This window comes from Janthinobacterium sp. 64 (assembly GCF_002813325.1).
GTDB lineage: Bacteria > Pseudomonadota > Gammaproteobacteria > Burkholderiales > Burkholderiaceae_D > Janthinobacterium.
In genome coordinates this window covers 1,167,053-1,186,029 of the sequence record NZ_PHUG01000001.1, presented here as the reverse complement: position 1 = coordinate 1,186,029, position 18,977 = coordinate 1,167,053, and the positions used below count along the sequence as shown (strand labels likewise).

General features: G+C 60.7%; 17 protein-coding genes, 1 tRNA gene and 1 pseudogene. 11 read left to right on the top strand and 8 right to left on the bottom strand.

Annotated features, from left to right (window positions below):
- Positions 1–144 precede the first annotated feature (144 nt).
- From upp to CLU91_RS05285, 3 genes are all read left to right on the top strand, one after another.
- Positions 145–795, top strand: coding sequence for a uracil phosphoribosyltransferase (gene upp / locus CLU91_RS05295; RefSeq protein WP_096235746.1), 651 nt, complete (start codon positions 145–147; stop codon positions 793–795).
- Positions 796–816: 21 nt separating this feature from the next.
- Positions 817–1,179 (top strand): Hpt domain-containing protein, encoded by a 363-nt coding sequence (locus CLU91_RS05290; protein ID WP_100873307.1) that lies wholly within the window; start codon positions 817–819, stop codon positions 1,177–1,179.
- Between the two features lie 298 nt (positions 1,180–1,477).
- Positions 1,478–1,681: a cold-shock protein gene (locus CLU91_RS05285; RefSeq protein ID WP_010398811.1), complete on the top strand. Its 204-nt coding sequence runs from the start codon at positions 1,478–1,480 to the stop codon at positions 1,679–1,681.
- 290 nt (positions 1,682–1,971) lie between these two features.
- On the opposite strand, the gene CLU91_RS05280 is transcribed toward CLU91_RS05285, so the two are convergent.
- Positions 1,972–2,883: a LysR family transcriptional regulator gene (locus tag CLU91_RS05280; protein ID WP_046682926.1), complete on the bottom strand. Its 912-nt coding sequence runs from the start codon at positions 2,881–2,883 to the stop codon at positions 1,972–1,974.
- 216 nt (positions 2,884–3,099) lie between these two features.
- Here CLU91_RS05280 and aceB point away from each other — a divergent pair, with 216 nt between their 5' ends.
- On the top strand, positions 3,100–4,698 hold the full coding sequence (aceB, locus tag CLU91_RS05275; RefSeq protein ID WP_099763521.1) for a malate synthase A: 1,599 nt from the start codon (positions 3,100–3,102) through the stop codon (positions 4,696–4,698).
- A gap of 79 nt (positions 4,699–4,777) precedes the next feature.
- On the opposite strand, the gene gloB is transcribed toward aceB, so the two are convergent.
- The gene (gene gloB, locus CLU91_RS05270) at positions 4,778–5,587 is read right to left on the bottom strand and encodes a hydroxyacylglutathione hydrolase (RefSeq protein ID WP_100873306.1); all 810 of its coding nucleotides are present in this window, start codon (positions 5,585–5,587) and stop codon (positions 4,778–4,780) included.
- Positions 5,588–5,606: 19 nt separating this feature from the next.
- Here gloB and CLU91_RS05265 point away from each other — a divergent pair, with 19 nt between their 5' ends.
- The 7 genes and pseudogenes from CLU91_RS05265 (at position 5,607) to CLU91_RS05225 (ending at position 12,604) form a co-directional block, all read left to right on the top strand.
- Positions 5,607–6,383, top strand: a complete 777-nt coding sequence (locus CLU91_RS05265; protein ID WP_100873305.1) for a class I SAM-dependent methyltransferase — start codon at positions 5,607–5,609, stop codon at positions 6,381–6,383.
- The gene (gene rnhA, locus CLU91_RS05260) at positions 6,376–6,813 is read left to right on the top strand and encodes a ribonuclease HI (protein ID WP_034784447.1); all 438 of its coding nucleotides are present in this window, start codon (positions 6,376–6,378) and stop codon (positions 6,811–6,813) included. The genes CLU91_RS05265 and rnhA overlap by 8 nt, the downstream gene beginning before the upstream one ends.
- Before the next feature lie 87 nt (positions 6,814–6,900).
- A complete protein-coding gene (dnaQ, locus tag CLU91_RS05255; RefSeq protein ID WP_100873304.1) occupies positions 6,901–7,617 on the top strand; it encodes a DNA polymerase III subunit epsilon in 717 nt (238 codons plus the stop codon).
- Positions 7,618–7,699: 82 nt separating this feature from the next.
- Positions 7,700–7,774 (top strand) — tRNA-Val (locus tag CLU91_RS05250).
- Positions 7,775–7,819: 45 nt separating this feature from the next.
- Positions 7,820–8,101: a hypothetical protein gene (locus CLU91_RS27795; RefSeq protein ID WP_157814609.1), complete on the top strand. Its 282-nt coding sequence runs from the start codon at positions 7,820–7,822 to the stop codon at positions 8,099–8,101.
- Between the two features lie 78 nt (positions 8,102–8,179).
- Positions 8,180–9,717, top strand: a pseudogene (locus tag CLU91_RS27790) (IS3 family transposase).
- A gap of 655 nt (positions 9,718–10,372) precedes the next feature.
- On the top strand, positions 10,373–12,604 hold the full coding sequence (locus CLU91_RS05225) for an NADP-dependent isocitrate dehydrogenase (protein WP_100876592.1): 2,232 nt from the start codon (positions 10,373–10,375) through the stop codon (positions 12,602–12,604).
- Between the two features lie 92 nt (positions 12,605–12,696).
- Here CLU91_RS05225 and CLU91_RS05220 read toward each other — a convergent pair whose 3' ends face one another.
- The 6 genes from CLU91_RS05220 to CLU91_RS05195 form a co-directional block, all read right to left on the bottom strand.
- Positions 12,697–13,137: a DUF411 domain-containing protein gene (locus CLU91_RS05220; RefSeq protein WP_100873299.1), complete on the bottom strand. Its 441-nt coding sequence runs from the start codon at positions 13,135–13,137 to the stop codon at positions 12,697–12,699.
- A gap of 67 nt (positions 13,138–13,204) precedes the next feature.
- Positions 13,205–13,591, bottom strand: coding sequence for a hypothetical protein (locus tag CLU91_RS05215; RefSeq protein WP_100873298.1), 387 nt, complete (start codon positions 13,589–13,591; stop codon positions 13,205–13,207).
- 48 nt (positions 13,592–13,639) lie between these two features.
- Entirely contained in the window at positions 13,640–14,983 is a 1,344-nt protein-coding gene (locus CLU91_RS05210; protein ID WP_100873297.1) for a sensor domain-containing protein, read from the bottom strand.
- Between the two features lie 115 nt (positions 14,984–15,098).
- Entirely contained in the window at positions 15,099–16,214 is a 1,116-nt protein-coding gene (locus CLU91_RS05205) for a sulfotransferase family protein (RefSeq protein ID WP_100873296.1), read from the bottom strand.
- Between the two features lie 33 nt (positions 16,215–16,247).
- The gene (cysC, locus tag CLU91_RS05200) at positions 16,248–16,877 is read right to left on the bottom strand and encodes an adenylyl-sulfate kinase (RefSeq protein ID WP_100873295.1); all 630 of its coding nucleotides are present in this window, start codon (positions 16,875–16,877) and stop codon (positions 16,248–16,250) included.
- 23 nt (positions 16,878–16,900) lie between these two features.
- Positions 16,901–18,616, bottom strand: a complete 1,716-nt coding sequence (locus CLU91_RS05195; protein ID WP_100873294.1) for a methyl-accepting chemotaxis protein — start codon at positions 18,614–18,616, stop codon at positions 16,901–16,903.
- Between the last annotated feature and the right edge of the window lie 361 nt (positions 18,617–18,977).

The window sequence follows — 18,977 nt, the reverse complement described above, 5'->3', positions numbered from 1 at the left end:
CCAAAATTCCGATTATTGCGAAAATTTCAGCCACAGGGGGGCTGTGGGCTGGGATAATGCGGCAATCCTTCATTCATTATCGACATACAGCGCGCCTGCGGCCATGCTTGCCGCCGCGCCTGAGAGCAAAGAAAGAACAACAATATGAAACAAGATCCACGCTTCCCGAATTTGTTCATTACCGATCATCCTTTGATCCAGCACAAACTGAGCCACATGCGCGAGCACGATACGTCCACGCGCACCTTCCGCGAATTGCTCAAGGAAATCACTTTGCTGATGGGCTATGAAATCACGCGCGACCTGCCGCTGACCACGCGTGAAATCAAGACCCCGCTGGTGACCATCGACGCGCCCGTCATCGCCGGCAAGAAACTGGCCATCGTGCCCATCCTGCGCGCCGGCATCGGCATGAGCGATGGCTTGCTGAACCTGGTGCCATCGGCCCGCGTGGGCCACATTGGCGTGTACCGCGATCCCACCACCCACATGCCGGTGGAATACCTGGTGCGCCTGCCGGATTTGAGCGAGCGCACCTTCATCCTGTGCGACCCGATGGTAGCGACCGGCAATTCGGCCGTGTACGCCGTCGACGTGCTGAAGAAACGGGGCGTGACGGACGAGCAGATCATCTTCCTGGCTCTGGTTGCCGCGCCGGAAGGCGTGACCGTGTTCCAGAATGCGCATCCGAAGGTCAAGATGTATTGCGCTTCGCTCGATTCGCACCTCGATGACCACGCCTACATCGTGCCGGGTCTGGGCGACGCCGGCGACCGCATCTTTGGCACCAAGTAAGCCATTTCGGCGAGTATTGCGATGGCAACCTTGATCGACCCGGATTTTCGCGCGCGTTTGCGCGCCCTGAACGACAAATATGCGGCTGGCGTGCCGGCCATGATGCAAGCGATCGCGCAGGCCAGCGGCCGCTGCGACAGCGAAGGCCCCCGTCTGGAGCCGTTGACGCAGTTGCACCGCGCGCTGCACGCGGTGGCCGGCTCGGCCGCTACCTTCGGCTTTGCTGCGCTGGGCCAGGAGTGCCGGCGCATCGAACAACTGGTGCGCGCCATGCTCAACGCCCCAGCGCAAGCGGTGGCGCAATGGCCGGCCGTGCGGGGGCAAGTGGAGGCGCTGCTGCACTGGGCCGCGCGCGATGCGGCCGCCACCCATTTCAGTGTGTAAGTGACAGCACCGTAGAGATGTGGTTGCAATGATTCATTTGATGCAACGCAAAGCGTCGGCGTCGCAGATTAGGATATAGTGTCTCCATGCCGCTGGTACAGGGCGCCGCAAGACGGGGATTTGGCTATTAAAGTAGTGTTCGCAAGTTTATTTTGCGAAAGAATGGTTTTTCTCAGTTTTGTTGGTATAATTGGGCATCGTTGGATTCGAGGTAGTAGTGCAGTTTGTCTGTCATTTCTTTCTTGCTTCAAACGATATAACGGGCGCAAGCCCAACTTAACTGAAATAGGAAATTGTAATGGCAACTGGCATCGTAAAATGGTTCAATGATTCGAAGGGCTTCGGCTTTATTACCCCTGACGAAGGCGGCGAAGATCTGTTCGCTCACTTCTCGGCTATCCAGTCGAACGGCTTCAAGTCCCTGCAAGAGAACCAACGCGTTTCTTTTGAAGTGACCGCTGGCCCTAAAGGCAAGCAAGCTTCGAACATTCAGCCAATCTAATACGCTGGATCAAACGAAATAAAGAAATCCTCGGTCTCCGAGGATTTTTTTTCGTCTAAATTTCCGTGAAGTATCGGTTTTGCGAGTGTTTTATGGGCTACGCGGTCTTTTCAACGTGCTTTACATCACCGCGTGGGTCGGGCGCTGAGCTTGTCCCCTCATGCGTCATGACGCCGGACAAAACCGTCGCGAGCGGAAGGCAGAGGTGACCGAGAAGCGCAACCGTACTCTAGTACGGTGAGCATCGCAGGCCGCCTATGCCGACGCGCAGCAGGTTTGGTCCCGCGTCCTCAGATAGCGCGTTCACGCCAGTAGTCAGGCTGGGAGTAAGAGTGCCTTAGAAAATCCACAAACGCCCGTATGCGCAGCGGCAAGTGGCGGCGCTGGGCGAACACGGCATAAATATCGTTGCCTGGCGCTGCAAACTGGTCCAGTACCGTCACCAGTTGGCCCGAGGCGATCTCGGCGCCCACTTCCCACATCGAGCGCCACGCCAGTCCTTTGCCGGCCAAGGCCCAGTCGTGCAGCACTTCGCCATCGTTGCACACCATATTGCCGGCCACCTTCAAAATCACATTCTTGCCGTTTTCACGGAAGGTCCAGCCCCGCTGGCTGCCTTCGCTGCTGATCGCCAGGCAATTATGTTTCGCCAGGTCGGCCGGGATGCGCGGCGTGCCCGCCCGTTTCAGATAGGCGGGCGAACCGACGAGCACGCGCTGGTTGTCCGCCAGTTTCGTGCTCACGAGTGAGGAATCGGACAGGCTGGCGATGCGGATGGCCACGTCGATACCTTCGCCGATCAGGTCGACCAGGCGGTCGTTCAGGTTCAGCGACACCGTCACGTCGCGGTGCTCGGCGACAAACGAGGGGATCAATGGCGCCACGTGCTGGCGCCCGAAGCCGGCCGGCGCGGAAATGAGCAAATGGCCGCTGGCCTTCACGCTGCGTACTGCCACGGCCGCTTCCGCCTCTTCCAGTTCTCCCAGGATGCGCTGGCAATCTTCCAGGAAGGCAGCGCCTTCATTCGTCAAGGCAAGCTTGCGCGTCGTGCGCTGCAGTAATTTGACGCCCAGGCGCTGCTCCAGCGCATCGAGGCGCCGGCCTATCATCGCCGGGGCGATGCCTTCGGCGCGCGCGGCCGCCGACAGGCTGCCTTTGGCCACCACTTCCACGAAGGTCGATATTTGTCTGAACTGGCCCATATGTTGTGCTCGCTATCTCGTCACTTGTGATAAAAACGCATAGATGAAGTGATTTTTAATCTCGTTTCCATGCCTTATAGTGCAATACTATAGAACAAAAGGGCCGCCCGGCAGAGTGTTTTTACGCCTTTGTCCCGCTTGTCCGCGCAGTCATTCAGCTTATACTTGGATCGCCAGATTACCCTTGCTTATCTTTATTAAAAACCGGAGAACTTCATGACGCAGAACACGATCGCACTTCCAGAAGGCATGCAAATCACGGGTGACATCGCCCCTGGCTACGAACAGATTTTGACGCCGGCAGCGCTGGCGCTGGTGGCCAAGCTGACGCGTGCATTCGAGCCGCGCCGCCAGGAGTTGCTGGCCGTGCGCGTGGAACGCGCCAAGCGCCTCGACGCGGGCGAACGTCCTGATTTCCTGCCAGAAACCGCGCATATCCGCGACGGCGACTGGAAGATCGCGCCGATCCCGAAGGCGCTGGAATGCCGCCGCGTGGAAATCACCGGACCCGTCGAACGCAAGATGGTCATCAACGCCTTCAATTCCGGTGCGGACAGCTACATGACGGACTTCGAGGATTCGAACACGCCGAACTGGGATAACCAGCTGACGGGCCAGATCAATATGTTCGACGCCGTGCGCAAGACGATTTCACTGGAGCAAAATGGCAAGTCGTACAAGCTGAACGACAAGATCGCGACCTTGGTTGTGCGTCCGCGTGGCTGGCACCTCGATGAAAAGCACGTGCTGGTCGACGGCAAGCGCATTTCCGGCGGCATTTTCGATTTCGCCCTGTTCATGTTCCATAACGCCAAGGAACAGCTGGCGCGCGGCGCCGGCCCGTATTTCTACCTGCCGAAGATGGAATCGCACCTGGAAGCGCGCCTGTGGAACGATATCTTCGTCATGACGCAAAACGAGCTGGGCTTGCCACAAGGCACGATCAAGGCCACCGTGCTGATCGAAACCATCCTGGCCGCGTTTGAAATGGATGAAATCCTGTACGAACTGAAAGAGCACAGCTCGGGCCTGAACGCGGGCCGCTGGGATTACATCTTCTCGTGCATCAAGAAATTCAAGCTGGACAAGGATTTCTGCCTGGCCGACCGCGCGAAAGTCACGATGACGGCGCCGTTCATGCGCGCCTACGCCTTGTTGTTGCTGAAAACCTGCCACAAGCGCGGCGCGCCCGCCATCGGCGGCATGGCAGCTTTGATCCCGATCAAGAACGATCCCGAAAAGAACGACATCGCCATGGGCGGCGTGCGCAACGACAAGGCGCGCGATGCCACCGATGGCTACGACGGCGGCTGGGTTGCCCATCCGGGCCTGGTGGAACTGGCCATGGGCGAGTTCACCAAAGTGCTCGGTGACAAGCCGAACCAGATCGAGAAACAGCGTCCCGACATCGACGTAAAAGCGTCGGATTTGCTGAACTTCCAGCCGGAAGCGCCGATCACGGAAGCGGGCTTGCGCTACAACATCAACGTGGGTATCCACTACCTGGGCAGCTGGCTGGCTGGCAACGGTTGCGTGCCTATCCATAACCTGATGGAAGATGCGGCCACGGCCGAGATCAGCCGTTCGCAAGTGTGGCAATGGATTCGATCCAGCAAGGGCGTGCTGGAAGACGGCCGCAAGGTGACGGCCGACATGGTGCGCGCCATGATCCCGGAAGAACTGGCCAAGGTGCAGCGCGATGCGCCAGGCGGCAACGGTCCGACCTATGTGCGCGCGGGCCAGATTTTTGAGGAAATGTCGACGTCGGAATCGTTTGCTGAATTCCTGACCTTGCCGCTGTATGAAGAAATCTGATCCTGATCAAGTAGACGCATAAAAAATCCCGGCGATGCCTGATGGTATCGCCGGGATTTTTCTTTTTAGAAACAGAAGCTTAAAAATTGTTTTTCCACATACGTAGTGCGGCAAATGCTTCCACGGGCGAAGCGTCGCTGGCCAGTTTGCCTTCCACCTTCAGGCTCGTCAAAATCGCCGGTTCGCGGTAGCGCAGGAAGGGGTTCGTGGCTTTCTCAAGGGCAATGGTCGACGGCACGGTGGCTAAACCTTGCTGGCGCTTTTCCGTGTCGATGGCGATGCGTTCCTGCAAGGCAAGGTTGCCCGGTTCGACGGCGTTGGCGAAGCGCAGATTGGACAAGGTGTACTCATGCGCGCAAAATACCTCGGTATCGTCGGGCAGGGCGGCCAGCTTGCCCAAGGAATCGGCCATCTGGCCCGGCGTGCCTTCGAACAGGCGGCCGCAGCCGCCGGCAAACAGGGTGTCGCCGGAGAACAGCCATGGTGCATCGCCTTGCTCCGAGCGCTGGCGCACGTAGGCGATATGCCCCTTGGTATGGCCGGGCACGTCGATGACTGTCATCTGCAAACCCAGCTCGGGCACATAGGCGACATCGCCTTCGCCAAGCGCTTGCGTGATGGCTGTGATAGCCTCATTGCGCGGGCCGAAGACGGGCACGGCGAAATGCTGCAACAATTCAGGTACGCCACCCGTGTGGTCGGCGTGGTGATGCGTGAGTAAAATGGCGGACAAGGTCAGCTGATGGGCTTGCAGCGCATCAAGGATGGGCATCGCATCGCCGGGGTCGACCACGGCGGCGTGGCGGCCATCATGGATCAGCCACAGGTAGTTGTCGGCAAAGGCGGGCACGGCAAGTACCGATAAAGCGTGTTCAGGGGAGTGTGTCATGAGCAAAAGAGAAAACTGAATGGACAGTGTGGCATCCGAAAAATCCATTATAGCGCTTGACGGCTGGCTGCAGACGCCGGCCGGTCTGTACGTACGCGCCTGGGAGCAGCAATGCCTCGACAGCCTGACCGTCGATATTTTCGGTTTTAATGCCGTGCAGATCGGCTTGCCCCAGCTCGACGCGCTGGCGGCCAACCGCATGCCGAACAAATGGCTGCTCGATGCGCGCTTGCCGTCGCGCCCGCAGCAAGAGAGCCGTTTGACCCTGGTGTCGGCCTTCGACGAGTTGCCGTTCGACTCGCAAAGCCTGGATCTGGTGGTCTTGCCGCACGTACTCGAATTTGCCGCCGAGCCGCACCAGGTCTTGCGCGAAGTCGAGCGCGTGCTGATCCCCGAGGGGAGGGTGATCGTCTGCGGCTTCAATCCGGCCAGCCTGTGGGGCATGCGCCAGGGCCTCGGAAGAGTCACGGGCCGCCACTACCTGCCGCGGGCGGGCGAGCTGATCTCTATGCCGCGCATGAAAGACTGGTTAAAATTGCTGAACATGGGCGTCAGCCAAAGCTACTTCGGCTGCTACGCACCTGCCTGCAAGACAGAAAAATGGCTGCGCCGCAACGCTTTCATGGACAAGGCCGGTGCGCGCTGGTGGCCATATCTGGGCGCAGTGTATATAGTGCAGGCGATCAAGCGCGTCAAAGGGATGCGTTTGATCGGTCCGGCGTGGACCAAGAAACCGGCGACGGCGCCCGCAGGCGCACCGGTCACGAACAAAAGGCGGGAACAGCAAGATGGATAAGGTAGAGATTTACGCCGATGGCGCATGCAAGGGCAATCCCGGCACAGGCGGCTGGGGCGCGCTGATGGTGGCCGATGGCGCCAAGAAAGAAATTTACGGCGGGGAACTCAATACGACGAATAACCGCATGGAATTGAAGGCCGTGATCGAAGCCTTGACGGCGCTCAAACGTCCCTGCCAGGTGGTGTTGTATACCGATAGCCAGTACGTGCAAAAGGGCATCAGCGAATGGATCCACGGCTGGAAGGCGCGCGGGTGGAAAACGGCGGCCAAGGCGCCCGTGAAAAACGTCGATCTGTGGCAGGCGCTCGACACGGCCCAAGCCGTTCATGAAGTGGAATGGCGCTGGGTGCGTGGCCACAATGGCCATCCGGGCAACGAGCGGGCCGATCAGCTGGCCAACCTGGGCGTGGAAACCGTGCGCGCGTAAGCATATCCAAGCTCGGGAGTTGTCATCGCAGGGCACAGGTTTGCTATACTGTGCCCTTCGCTTTTTGCTTTTAAGACTGAATTCACCATGCGTCAAATTGTTCTCGATACTGAAACCACCGGCCTGAATCCGCGTACGGGCGACCGCATCCTGGAGATCGGGGCGGTCGAACTGAACAATCGCATGTTGACGGGGAATAATTTCCACCATTACATCAATCCCGAGCGCGATTCGGAAGAGGGTGCATTGGCCGTTCACGGATTGACGACGGAATTCCTCAGCGACAAGCCGAAATTCGCGGAAATCGCCGACGAATTCCGCGCCTACATCGCTGGCGCCGAATTGATCATCCACAATGCCCCGTTTGATATCGGCTTCCTCAACGCGGAATTCAAGCGTCTGAACCTGCCGCCTGTGCATGAGCAAGTGCATGGCGTGATCGACACCCTGGTGCAGGCGAAGGAAATGCATCCGGGTAAGCGCAACTCGCTCGACGCCCTGTGCGACCGCTACGGCGTCTCGAATGCCCACCGCAAACTGCACGGCGCGCTGCTCGACTCGGAATTGCTGGCCGACGTCTACCTGGCCATGACGCGCGGGCAAAACAGCCTGAGCATGGAAGAAGAAGTGGAAGTGGCTGCCGACGGCGCCGCCTTGGAAATCGTGCCGCTGGCCGAAGTCATCTTCCAGAGCGCCACGGCCGATGAACTCGCCGCCCACGAAGCCACCATCGCCGGTCTCGACAAGGCTGCCAAAGGCCAGTGCATCTGGACCGCCGTCACGGCGCCGCCAGCGGCCGCCTGAGAAAAAAAGCGGAGCGTGCTAAATTTCCTCTTGCCAGCCCTTGCAGATGCCGCAACACCTATGCGATAATTCGCCTCGCTTCGGGAGGTTAGCTCAGGGGTAGAGCACTGCATTCACACTGCAGGGGTCGCAAGTTCGAAACTTGCACTTCCCACCAAGAATTCGCAATACAATCAAGTACTTATATTAAAGCCGACTCATCATGAAGTCGGCTTTTTTATTGCCGGTCGTATCGCAATCTCATTTACTGATCTGCTGGCTTGCGATCACTGAGTTCTTGCTGACAGAGGCGTTGCCTGACTTCGGTGCTGCTTGTCCTGAGTATGCCGTATTCTATCTCGAAGTATTTCTTGTAAATCTCGGTCTTGCGGATGCAGTCTATGTCTTGCAACTTCTCCTTGCTCATGACCGATTCCAGCAGGAATTGGGCCATTTTTACTCTGGCTGGTTCAAGTTCGCTGCAGGCCGCAACATGAGCGTCTAGCGCGGCCCCCCTCTGTCAAAATAGTTGTCGCCTCCAGCAATTGGAGTTCTAATCTGCCCTGGGGCGATGGATTTGACGATGACGAAATACACCAACGAAAAGAAAGAGCACGCGCTCAGCCAGATGAGCGCGCCGCATAACAAGCCCGTGGCCGCAGTGGCGCAGCTCACCGGCGTGCCGGAAGCCACGCTGTACCTGTGGCGCAAGCAGGCGCGCGAGCAAGGCCGCGCGGTGCCTGGCGATGGACAAAATCCCGAGCAATGGAGTTCCGCCGACAAGTTCGCGGTGGTGCTGGAGGCGGCCCCACTGAACGCGGCTGAATTGGCAGCGTACTGCCGTCGCAAGGGATTGCTGGTGGAACAGCTGGAACGCTGGCGCACTGAAGTCCACACGGCCTTGACGGCTGGACAGAACCGAGCAGGCGCCACCGAACGTGCGACGGACAAGAAGCGCATCCGGGAGCTGGAAAGGGATTTGCGCCGCAAGGAGAAGGCATTGGCCGAGACGGCGGCACTGCTGGTGCTGTCCCGAAAGTACGAAGCGCTGTGGACCGACGGCGAGGACGCATGATTGCGTTGCCGCAGCGCCAGGAGTTGGTCGCCGATATTGAGCAAGCCTGCCAGGATGGCGCCCCTCTTGGTTTGGCTTGTGCCGAACTGGGCTTGAGTGCGCGCACCGTCGAGCGCTGGCGCCGCACGGGCGAGGTCTGAGTCGATGCGAGACCGACGGCGGCCCGACCGGCGCCAGTGCACAAGCTGAGCGAGCAAGAACGCCAGCGCGTGCTCGACGTCTGTCACGAGGTGCGCTTCGCCGACTTGCCACCGGCGCAAATCGTGCCGCGCCTGGCCGACGAGGGAACCTATCTGGCATCCGAATCGTCGTTCTATCGCATACTGCGCGCGGCGCAGGAGCAGCAGCATCGCGGCCGCACCAAGGCGCCGCAGGCCGCCGAGCAGCGCCACGTGGCCCACGGCCCCAACGAGGTGTGGAGCTGGGACGTGACCTATTTGCCCAGCCAGGTGCGCGGCATGTTCTTCTATCTGTACGCCGTCATCGACCTGTTCAGCCGCAAGCTGGTCGCATGGGAGGTGCATGCACGCGAGGGCGGCGACGAGGCGGCCGCGTTGATGGAACGGGCTTGCTGGCGCGAGCGCCGCCCCCCACAGCAAGCCGCTGGTGCTGCACGCTGACAATGGCGCGGCGCAAAAGGCGCACACGCTCAAGTCCAAGCTGGAGGCGCTGGGCATCACGCCGTCGTACAGGCGCCCCGGCGTCTCGGACGACAACGCCCATATCGAAGCCTGGTTCCGCACTTGCAAGTACGCGCCAGGCTACCCGCCGCATGGATTCGCGGACATCGACCTGGCGCGGCAATGGGTGCTGAAATCCGTCACCTGGTACAACGGCGAGCATTTGCATAGCGGCCTATCCTTCGTGACACCAGAACAGCGCCACAGCGGCGTAGCCGACGCCGTTCTGCGGCAGCGGCGGGAAGTCTACGCACAGCGCGGGAGCGCCATCCGTTGCGCTGGAAACGGCTGCCACGCGCGTGGCAGGTAGCCGACGAGGTTTGGCTTAACCCGCCGTCCAAACTTGACCAGCGCCACGCCGCATGACCTGCTGAGGAAAGGACAAAATCGACGCATTCTAAAATAGATTTATGCGACAACTATCTTGACGCGTACCGCATGCCCTGTCCCAATTGTTGCCGTATTGACTTGATTTTCCGCATAACAGGTTTCATTTGAAATACCTTTCAGTTGAGAAAAGACAAACAATGTATGAATAAAAAGAGAAAGCCTGCTTATCGTATGACCGTTTTAGTCAGCGGGTTTATTCGATATCAAGCCGGCTGAAGATTTGCGCGGAAGTGGCGCAGGCCCGGCAGGCGCGCGCCGCCGCATCGGGTTCCGGGTTTTGTGGAGCAGCAGCACGCGGCATCGCCAAGAACGGGCGGGCCTGACGTCGCTCCCACTTGGATATTGTCAATATAGAATGATTCTGTGTGGCCGCATACATGCCGTGCTACTCTTCTGCGCCCATTTCAAGGCGGAAAACGGTCGTTTGGGCCCGGCGCCATCAGATATTTGCTGTCTTATATAAGATTCGTCGCCATCGGATACACAAACAGCGGCAGGACAGTCTAAAATACGTGGTGGGCAAGCACGGCGTCACCGCCGGCACACTAGCCGTCCAAAGCAAGGCTAACCGTCCTGTGTTTGGAATGAAGAAAGTTAACCACCAGGCATCACCGCATACAAGGGAATGAACATGGCAACACAAAAATCCAAAATCATCTACACGCTGACTGACGAGGCGCCGCTGCTCGCGACGTATTCCCTGCTGCCAATCATCAAAAAATTCACCGCGCCGGCTGGCGTGGATATCGTCGCCACGGATATTTCGGTGGCGTCGCGTGTACTGGCCGAATTTCCCGAATTCCTGACGGACGCGCAAAAAGTCCCGAATACCCTGGCTGAACTGGGCAAATTGACCCAGAATCCAGACACCAACATCATCAAATTGCCGAACGTCAGCGCTTCCCAAGGTCAATTGATCGCTTGCGTGCGCGAATTGCAAGGCCGTGGCTACAAGCTGCCGGACTATCCGGAAGACGCGAAGACGGAAGAAGAAAAAGCCTTGAAGGCCCGTTTCGGCAAGTGCATCGGCAGCTCGGTCAATCCGGTCCTGCGTGAAGGCAATTCCGACCGCCGCGCACCGAAGGCCGTCAAAGAGTATGCACGCAAGCACCCGCATTCGATGGGCGAGTGGAGCCAGGCGTCGCAAACCCACGTCTCGCACATGCATCATGGCGACTTCTACCATGGCGAAAAATCGCTGACCCTGGAAAAGGCCCGTGATGTCAAGATGGAACTGGTGACCGCCTCGGGCAAGACCATCGTGCTGAAACCGAAGGTTGCGCTGCAAGCGGGCGAAATCATCGACAGCATGTTCATGAGCAAGAAAGCGCTGCTGGAGTTCTACGAGAAGGAAATCGACGACGCCTTCAAGACGGGCGTGATGTTCTCGCTGCACGTCAAGGCGACCATGATGAAAGTCTCGCACCCGATCGTCTTCGGCCACTGCGTGCGCATTTTCTACAAGGACGCGTTCGCCAAGCACGCTGAATTGTTCGACAAGCTGGGCGTGAATGTCAACAATGGCATGAGCAACCTGTACGACAAGATCGAAACCCTGCCAGCGTCGCAAAAAGATGAAGTGCTGAAAGATTTGCACGCCTGCCACGCGCATCGTCCGGAACTGGCCATGGTCGACTCGGCCAAGGGCATCACCAACTTCCATTCGCCGAACGACATCATCGTCGACGCGTCCATGCCCGCCATGATCCGTATCGGCGGCAAGATGTGGGGCGCCGACGGCCGTCCGAAAGACGTCAAGGCAGTCATGCCGGAATCGACTTTCGCGCGGATCTACCAGGAAATGATCGGTTTTTGCAAATGGCATGGCAACTTCGATCCGAAGACCATGGGCACCGTGCCGAACGTGGGCCTGATGGCGCAGCAAGCGGAAGAATACGGTTCGCACGACAAGACCTTTGAAGTGCCCGAAGGCGGCATCGCCAACATCACCGACCTGGAAACGGGCGAAGTGCTGCTGACGCAAACGGTGGAAGAGGGCGATATCTGGCGCATGTGCCAGGTCAAGGATGCGCCGATCCGCGACTGGGTCAAGCTGGCCGTGACGCGTGCGCGCAACTCGGGCATGCCGGCCGTGTTCTGGCTCGATTCCTACCGTCCGCACGAAAACGAAGTCATCAAGAAGGTACAGGTTTACCTGAAGGATCACGACACCAAGGGCCTGGATATCCAGATCATGTCGCAGACGCGCGCCATGCGCTACACGCTGGAACGCGCCTTCCGCGGCCTGGACACCATCTCGGTGACCGGCAACATCCTGCGCGACTACCTGACCGACCTGTTCCCGATCCTGGAACTGGGCACGTCCGCCAAGATGCTGTCGATCGTGCCGCTGATGGCCGGTGGCGGCATGTACGAAACGGGCGCCGGCGGTTCGGCACCGAAACACGTCAAGCAACTGGTGGAAGAAAACCATTTGCGCTGGGATTCGCTCGGTGAATTCCTGGCCCTGGCCGTGTCGCTGGAAGACATGGGCATCAAGACGGGCAATGCGAAGGCCAAAATCCTCGCGAAAACCCTCGATGAAGCCACCGGCAAGCTGCTGGACAACAACAAGTCGCCATCGCCACGTACCGGCGAGCTCGACAACCGCGGCAGCCATTTCTACCTGGCCCTGTACTGGGCGCAAGCCCTGGCTACGCAGAAGGACGACGCGGAACTGGCGGCGCACTTCGCGCCAGTGGCCAAAGCCCTGGCCGACAACGAAGAAAAGATCGTTGCCGAGCTGAAAGCAGTACAAGGCAAGGAAACGGATATCGGCGGCTACTACCTGCCCGATCCGGCGAAGACGGAAGCGGTCATGCGCCCTAGCGCCAGCCTGAATGCGGTGCTCGACACCATCTGATGCAGTCCTGACAGGCAGCAGGTTTTTTACTGCTGCCTGATATGAAAACGCCGCCGGAAGCGATTCCGGCGGCGTTTTTTTGTTTCCTGCCTTTATTTGTAGTGCTGGTAGACCGTAGTGCCATTGGCTTTCACCAGGAACACGTCGTAGGGATCGTTGCGCGGTCCTTCCATGCCTGGCGAGCCCATCGGCATGGCCGGCACGGCCAAGCCCTTGGCCTGGGGTTTCTCGCGCAGCAGGCGCTTGATGTCGCTGGCCGGCACGTGGCCTTCGATGGCGTAGCCGTTGACGATGCCCGTGTGGCAGGAGCCGAACTGGTCGGGTATGCCGGCGCGCTGGCGATATTGCGCCGGCATCTCGACGTTCGTGGCGCGCACGCTAAAACCGTTCGCTTCCAGGTGCTTGATCCATGCAGTGCAGCAGCCACAGGAAGCGCTCTTGTAGACGTCAATGACGGGCAGGGCCGCCATGGCGAACGCGGGCAGGCCCAGCATGGCGGCGACGGCGCCGCGCACGAATAAATGTTTGATCATGTGCTGCTTTCAGACGAAGTAGGTCTATCGTGGCCACGCTTGTGGCCCGTTTGGAACGTGCTTGGGGTTATGCGGAAAGCGGTCTTGGCGGCCGGCGCGGGCCGTCAGGAATGAATCCTGTCAGCAAGGTGGCCGTTGCGATGGTGACTTGTTGCGCGCCGGTGCAGGCTGCGGCAGGCAGGGAAAGGCAGGGCGGCATCAGCGCGCCCAGGCAAAAGTTCAAGCAGACGCCGCAAGCTGGGTGCTTGGCATCGGCCTTGCCTTCTTTGGCTGTGCCAGTGCTGTCCGGCGCGGCTGGGTGCGCCGCAGCGTGATGCTGGCAGTCCGCTGCCATCATGGCGGCAGGCAAGGCAGCGAGCGGCGCGCACATCCGCTTGGCGCCGCTTGCTGCCGCTTGCAGCGGCATCGCCGTGATCAGCAGCAGGATCAGCCATGTTTTGAAGAGTCTTAGCATCGCCGGAAAGTATAGCATACGGGCATTGTTGCCAGAAGCAGGCAGCTGCTAGCGCTCGGCGGCGCCCGCCTTCGATGCGTACATGGCCCGGTCCGCATGGCGCAGCAGCAGTTGCATGGTATCGCCGTCGTCCGGGTAGTGCGCGACGCCGATGCTGACGCTGATGCGCAGGTGGCGCTCATCGCCGAGCCGCAGCGGGGTGGCCAGCGCCGCGTGGATTTTTTGCTCGATCAGCATCACATCGTGCGACAGCGGATTGTTTTCCAAGAGCACGACGAATTCATCGCCGCCCAGGCGGGCCAGGGTATCGGTTTCGCGCAGGCAAGCCCTGATCCGGCTTGCCACGGCCTGCAGCAGCAGGTCGCCGCAGGCATGGCCGTATTGGTCATTGATGACTTTGAAGCGGTTCAGGTCAAGAAACAGCAGCGACAGCCGGCCATCATGGCGCTGGGCACGCGCAAACGCCGTCTGCAGGCGGTCATGGAACAGGCGCCGATTCGGCAGGCGGGTCAGTTCATCGTGCATGGCCATGAAGTGCATGCGACTCTGCAGTTGTTTGCGCTCGATGGCGATGGCAAGTTGCTTGGCGACGAATTGCAGCAAATCGAGCTCGTGTTCGTTGCCGGTGGCAGCTCCCTGGCCGCTTTGCAATACCAGCACGCCGATGATGCCGCGCGACGACTGCAGCGGGACGGCGAGCCAGTACTCAGGCAGGTCGGCCGCGGCTCCCTGCAATGCGGGCGGCAAGCCGGCCAGCTGGCCGGGTTCGATCAGCAAGGCGCGGCCGCTGTGCTGTACTTCTTCGCACAGCAAGCCCGCCAGCGCGGCATGCGTTGCCGGCGTGCCGTCCAGCTCCAGCTCCTGCTGTGCATGGTGCAAGTGCTGGCCGTGCTCGTCGCGCAGGGAGACTGTCAGGCCGCAGGCGGGCAGCAGTTCGCGCACGATCTGGTGGATGCGCTGGAGCAGGGCCGGCAGTTCCTCGGTCGCATGCGCCGCCTCGGAGATGGCGTACAGCGCCGCCTGCTTCGCCTGCGTCTGTTTCAGCGTCGTGATATCGCGCGCCACGGCCACGCGCAGCTGGTCGGTGGCGGACCAGCGGGCCGACCACATGATGTGCGCGACTCGCCCGTCTTTCCGGGTGTAGCGGTTTTCAAAGTGGACCTGGGCATGGCCGTCCATGATGGCCTGCGCCGCCGCGATGGTGCGCTGCCGGTCGGCTGGCGCGACCAGGTCGAGCATGACCATGCCGATCATTTCTTGCTGGGTGTAGCCGAAGATACGTTCGCAGGCGGCGCTGACAAAGACAAAGCGTCCCTTCACATCGACCATGCACACGGCGTCGAGCAGCAAATCGGTGAAGCTGGCGACCGGCGCGCTAATCAGATGTTTCATATGTTCACTATTTTAGTGGACATTGCCGATCGATATGGTAATTGTTGTTTTTAGAAAACAAAGAGGCAGCGACGGCGGCATGCCGCTGGCGCCGGGCATGGCCGGCACCAGCATGTCAGTCATCGACGACAAACGCGTCCGGGTCGAGCGGATCCAGCGTGACGATGGCGCCGCTGTGCGGTGCGCCGCCGCTCTGGCTCAGGCGTGCATGCAGCTGGGCCAGATAGTCGGCGCGGCAGCGACGCAGCGCGTAGTCGCGGAAGTTATCGTGTTCCAGGGCGCGCCAGGCGCGTTCGCGTCCTTGCGCCGAGCGCACGCCCGCCAGTTCGATGAGCGCGGGCGTGATGGCGGCGTCGCCACGGGCGAGGCGCGTGTAGCCGTAGCGGTCCATATACGGGCCGGCGAGCGTTTCGATGAGGTTGATCTCATCGTCCGACAGTTGCTGCCGGAATTTATCGATGTTGGCCGCGATCGGCGCATGGCAGTTGGCCGACCACAGCGACGACAATTGCGCGATGTGCCGCGCTTCGGCCGACGCGGCCACGTCCAGCATTTGCGGCAGGAAGGCGATGCCGAGAAAATCACATACCGTTTCGAGCGTCTCGTGTTGCCGCGCCAGGAAATCTTCATAGCGTATGGTCAGCACGCGCTGAGGATAGCGCTGCACGACGTGGTCGGCGGCCGTGTGGGCGGCCAGCCAGGTCCTGGCATTGAGCAGCGTGTCGAAATCGTGGATGATGGCGCGGTTCATCGACGCCACTTGCGCGCGTGGATCGCGCACCACGTTCAGGAACAGCATGTCCGGATACAGCCGCACGATGTCGTCGGCGTAGTGCACGCTGTCGAGCGACTTGTCCATCACCACCTGCGCCTGGCGGCGTTCGCCCGCGCGCAGCAGCAGCTCCCATGCCACGCGGTGGATGCTGCGCGGCTGGCCGCGCAGCGTCTCGAACACTTCCACCGGATCGAAGACGACTCCGGGCCATTTGACCATGCTGACCGCCGCCAGGCCGACCACGTCGACCACCAGGCGAAAGTAGGCGCGGTCATCGCGCAAGTCGCCGTACAGGGGCAGCAGCGGCATCATGTCGACCAGGTGCAGCGGATACGGTGAATAAAACTGCGGCGACAGGTTCAGGCGCAGGCGCAGGGCATGGCTGCCGCAGCGGCGCAGGGGGATCATCATGACAGGGCGCGGGCGGGCGCCGTGGCCGGGGTGGTGGCTGCTCATCGCATCATTCCTCGAACAGGTGGGTGCGCGGCATCAGATGAAGCGCGGGCACAGCTGCTGGTACAGCCGTTCGCAAGCCTGTTCCAGCGACAGCGTGCTGGTATCGAGCGTCAGCGCCGGCGCCAGCGGCGCTTCATAGGGCGCCGAGACGCCCGTAAATGCCGGGATCAGTCCGGCACGCGCTTTCTTGTACAGCCCCTTGGGATCGCGTTCCTCGCACAGCGCGCATGGCGTGCTGACGTAGGCTTCGATAAAGTCGTCGCTGCCGATGATCTGGCGCGCCATGTCGCGGTCGCTGCGCAGCGGCGAGATGAAGGCGCAGATGACCATCATGCCGGCGTCGTTCATCAGCCTGGCCACGACGGCGGCGCGGCGGATGTTTTCCTGGCGGTCGCGGGCAGAAAAGCCCAGGTCGCCATTCAGGTGGTGCCGCATATTGTCGCCGTCGAGCACGCAGCTCAGGCGGCCCGCCGCCAGCAGCCGCCGTTCCAGCGCGTACGCCAGCGTCGACTTGCCTGCGCCGCTCAGGCCGGTCAGCCACAGCGTCGCGGCCCGCTGGCCGGCCAGCGGCCCCCGCTGTTCCTTGCCGATATGGCCCGCATGCGGGAAGATGTGCGTCGCCACCACGTCGGCCGCGGCGGCGATCTGTTCCAGTTTACCCATGTGCCACTCCCCCCGTTACCGGCTCAAAACTGGTCCCACTCGATTTCGCTGGGCCTGGCGGCGGCCGGACGGGCCGGCTTCGCCGTGGCGGGCGGGCGCCGCGCCGCCAGCGGCCGTGGTGGCGGCGGACGGCTGATCACACGCAGTCCCGCCTCGCGGCCAGCGTCGATGTTGCCCACACGGAAGACGCTGACTACCTCGTTCAGGCTGTTGACCTGTTCCTGCATCGCTTGCGCGGCGGCGGCGGCTTCCTCGACCAGTGCCGCATTTTGCTGCGTCACATTGTCCATTTGCGTCACGGCCATATTGATTTGCTCGATGCCGGCCGATTGTTCCTGGCTGGCGGACATCATTTCAGACATGATGCCGGTGACGCGCCGCACGCTGGCGACCACTTCGTGCATGGTCGATCCGGCCTGCTCCACCAGCCGGTTGCCGGCCTGGACCTTGTCGACCGAGTCGCCGATCAAGTCCTTGATTTCCCTGGCGGCGGCAGCCGAGCGCTGTGCCAGATTGCGCACTTCGGTGGCCACCACGGCAAAGCCGCGCCCCTGTTCTCCGGCGCGGGCCGCCTCGACGGCCGCGTTCAGCGCCAGGATATTCGTCTGGAAGGCGATGCCGTCGATGACGGCGATGATGTCGACGATCTTGCGCGCCGAGACATCGATGGCCGCCATGGTGTCGACCACCTGCGCCACCACGGCGCCTCCCTTGGTGGCGACATCGGAGGCCGATTCGGCCAGCCCGTTGGCCTGGCGCGCATGGTCGGTGTTGATGCGCACCGTGCTGGTCAGTTCTTCCATGGACGACGCGGTTTGCTCCAGCGTGCTGGCCTGCTGTTCCGTGCGCGACGACAAGTCCAGGTTGCCCATGGCGATTTGTCCCGCCGCCGTGGCGATGGTCTCGGTGCTGGCGTGCACCTGCTGGACGATTTGCGCCAGGCTGTCGCGCATCGATTGCATGGCGTGCAGCAGGCTGTGCGTGTCGCCGGCACGGGTATGGATGGGCACGGCCAGGTTGCCGCTGGCGATCTGTCCGGCGATCGCCGCCGCTTCGTCGGGTTCGCAACCGAGCTGGCGCGTCACGCTGCGCGTGATCAGCACGGCGGCCAAGAGGCTGGTGAGCAGCGCCAGCGAGCCGATGCTCAGCATCACCAGGCGGGCCTGGCTGTAGGCCGCCTCGGCCATGCTGGAGGCTTCGTGATTCTGCTTTTCCTCGACGGCGATCAAGGTGCGCAGCAATTCCCACCAGCGCTTTTGCACGGGGCGGAATTCATAACGCAGCAGCTTGTAGGCATCGTCCTGCTTCTGCTCCAGCGCCAGCGCGGCGGCCCGCTGAATGAAGGGGGCCGCCAGCTCGCTTTGCCTGCGGATCTGTTCGAGCAGGCTTTTTTCTTCGCCCGAGGTGCCTTCCAGCGTGGCGAACATCGTCCCCAGCTTTTGCTGGGCGGCGGCGTATTTTTTTTCCTGCTCCGCGATGCGCGCGACCTCGATCTGGATTTCCTTGTTCTCTTTCAGCAAAATCAGATTGCGCAGCGCCAGCGCCCGCTCGGTGACTGTCAAGTCCATAGTCTGGGCCAGCCTGGTTTCGACGTTGTTGACCTTGGTCGCTTCATCCATGCGGTCCTGGATTTGCCGCATGCTGGTCAGTCCCAGCGCGATGACCAGCAACAGGAACAGGGCGACCAGGCCAAAGCCCAGACCGAGCCGCTTGGCGATGGTTAAGTTCAAAAATCTCATGCTGCCTCCTTAAGGCTGTGCTTGCCGTTTCGCATCAGCTAATGCGGATTTATCGTGAAGCACCCAGCGATCATAGTGATTGCGGGCAGGCGGAATATCACACAAAGTCACCTTCAGCATTTGAGCAACAGTAGAAATTTACTTGAGGCAACAGTTCGGATTGAGTTAGATGGCGAACGCGCGCGGGCGCAGGCGTGGCGGCGCAGCGTGATTTGTATCAAGAATGAAAATTTTTCATGCTACTTTACACTCATGATTTCACCTTTCGCGTCGTTATAGCTGTGTCTGCTTAGCGTTTCAGATGCATCCCGTTCCTTTCTCCGTGAAAGCCTGGGCGTGCTCAGATGTAAATAGTTATCAA

Excerpts from the sequence above, each read along its gene's own strand:
- CLU91_RS05210 (WP_100873297.1), bottom strand. The coding sequence starts at position 14,983 with ATGAAACATCTGATTAGCGCGCCGGTCGCCAGCTTCACCGATTTGCTG.
- CLU91_RS05215 (WP_100873298.1), bottom strand. The coding sequence starts at position 13,591 with ATGCTAAGACTCTTCAAAACATGGCTGATCCTGCTGCTGATCACGGCG.
- rnhA (WP_034784447.1), top strand. The coding sequence starts at position 6,376 with ATGGATAAGGTAGAGATTTACGCCGATGGCGCATGCAAGGGCAATCCC.
- CLU91_RS05195 (WP_100873294.1), bottom strand. The coding sequence starts at position 18,616 with ATGAGATTTTTGAACTTAACCATCGCCAAGCGGCTCGGTCTGGGCTTT.
- CLU91_RS05220 (WP_100873299.1), bottom strand. The coding sequence starts at position 13,137 with ATGATCAAACATTTATTCGTGCGCGGCGCCGTCGCCGCCATGCTGGGC.
- aceB (WP_099763521.1), top strand. The coding sequence starts at position 3,100 with ATGACGCAGAACACGATCGCACTTCCAGAAGGCATGCAAATCACGGGT.
- CLU91_RS05280 (WP_046682926.1), bottom strand. The coding sequence starts at position 2,883 with ATGGGCCAGTTCAGACAAATATCGACCTTCGTGGAAGTGGTGGCCAAA.
- CLU91_RS05205 (WP_100873296.1), bottom strand. The coding sequence starts at position 16,214 with ATGAGCAGCCACCACCCCGGCCACGGCGCCCGCCCGCGCCCTGTCATG.
- CLU91_RS27795 (WP_157814609.1), top strand. The coding sequence starts at position 7,820 with ATGAAGTCGGCTTTTTTATTGCCGGTCGTATCGCAATCTCATTTACTG.
- CLU91_RS05290 (WP_100873307.1), top strand. The coding sequence starts at position 817 with ATGGCAACCTTGATCGACCCGGATTTTCGCGCGCGTTTGCGCGCCCTG.
- CLU91_RS05225 (WP_100876592.1), top strand. The coding sequence starts at position 10,373 with ATGGCAACACAAAAATCCAAAATCATCTACACGCTGACTGACGAGGCG.
- gloB (WP_100873306.1), bottom strand. The coding sequence starts at position 5,587 with ATGACACACTCCCCTGAACACGCTTTATCGGTACTTGCCGTGCCCGCC.
- CLU91_RS05265 (WP_100873305.1), top strand. The coding sequence starts at position 5,607 with ATGGACAGTGTGGCATCCGAAAAATCCATTATAGCGCTTGACGGCTGG.
- upp (WP_096235746.1), top strand. The coding sequence starts at position 145 with ATGAAACAAGATCCACGCTTCCCGAATTTGTTCATTACCGATCATCCT.
- CLU91_RS05285 (WP_010398811.1), top strand. The coding sequence starts at position 1,478 with ATGGCAACTGGCATCGTAAAATGGTTCAATGATTCGAAGGGCTTCGGC.
- cysC (WP_100873295.1), bottom strand. The coding sequence starts at position 16,877 with ATGGGTAAACTGGAACAGATCGCCGCCGCGGCCGACGTGGTGGCGACG.
- dnaQ (WP_100873304.1), top strand. The coding sequence starts at position 6,901 with ATGCGTCAAATTGTTCTCGATACTGAAACCACCGGCCTGAATCCGCGT.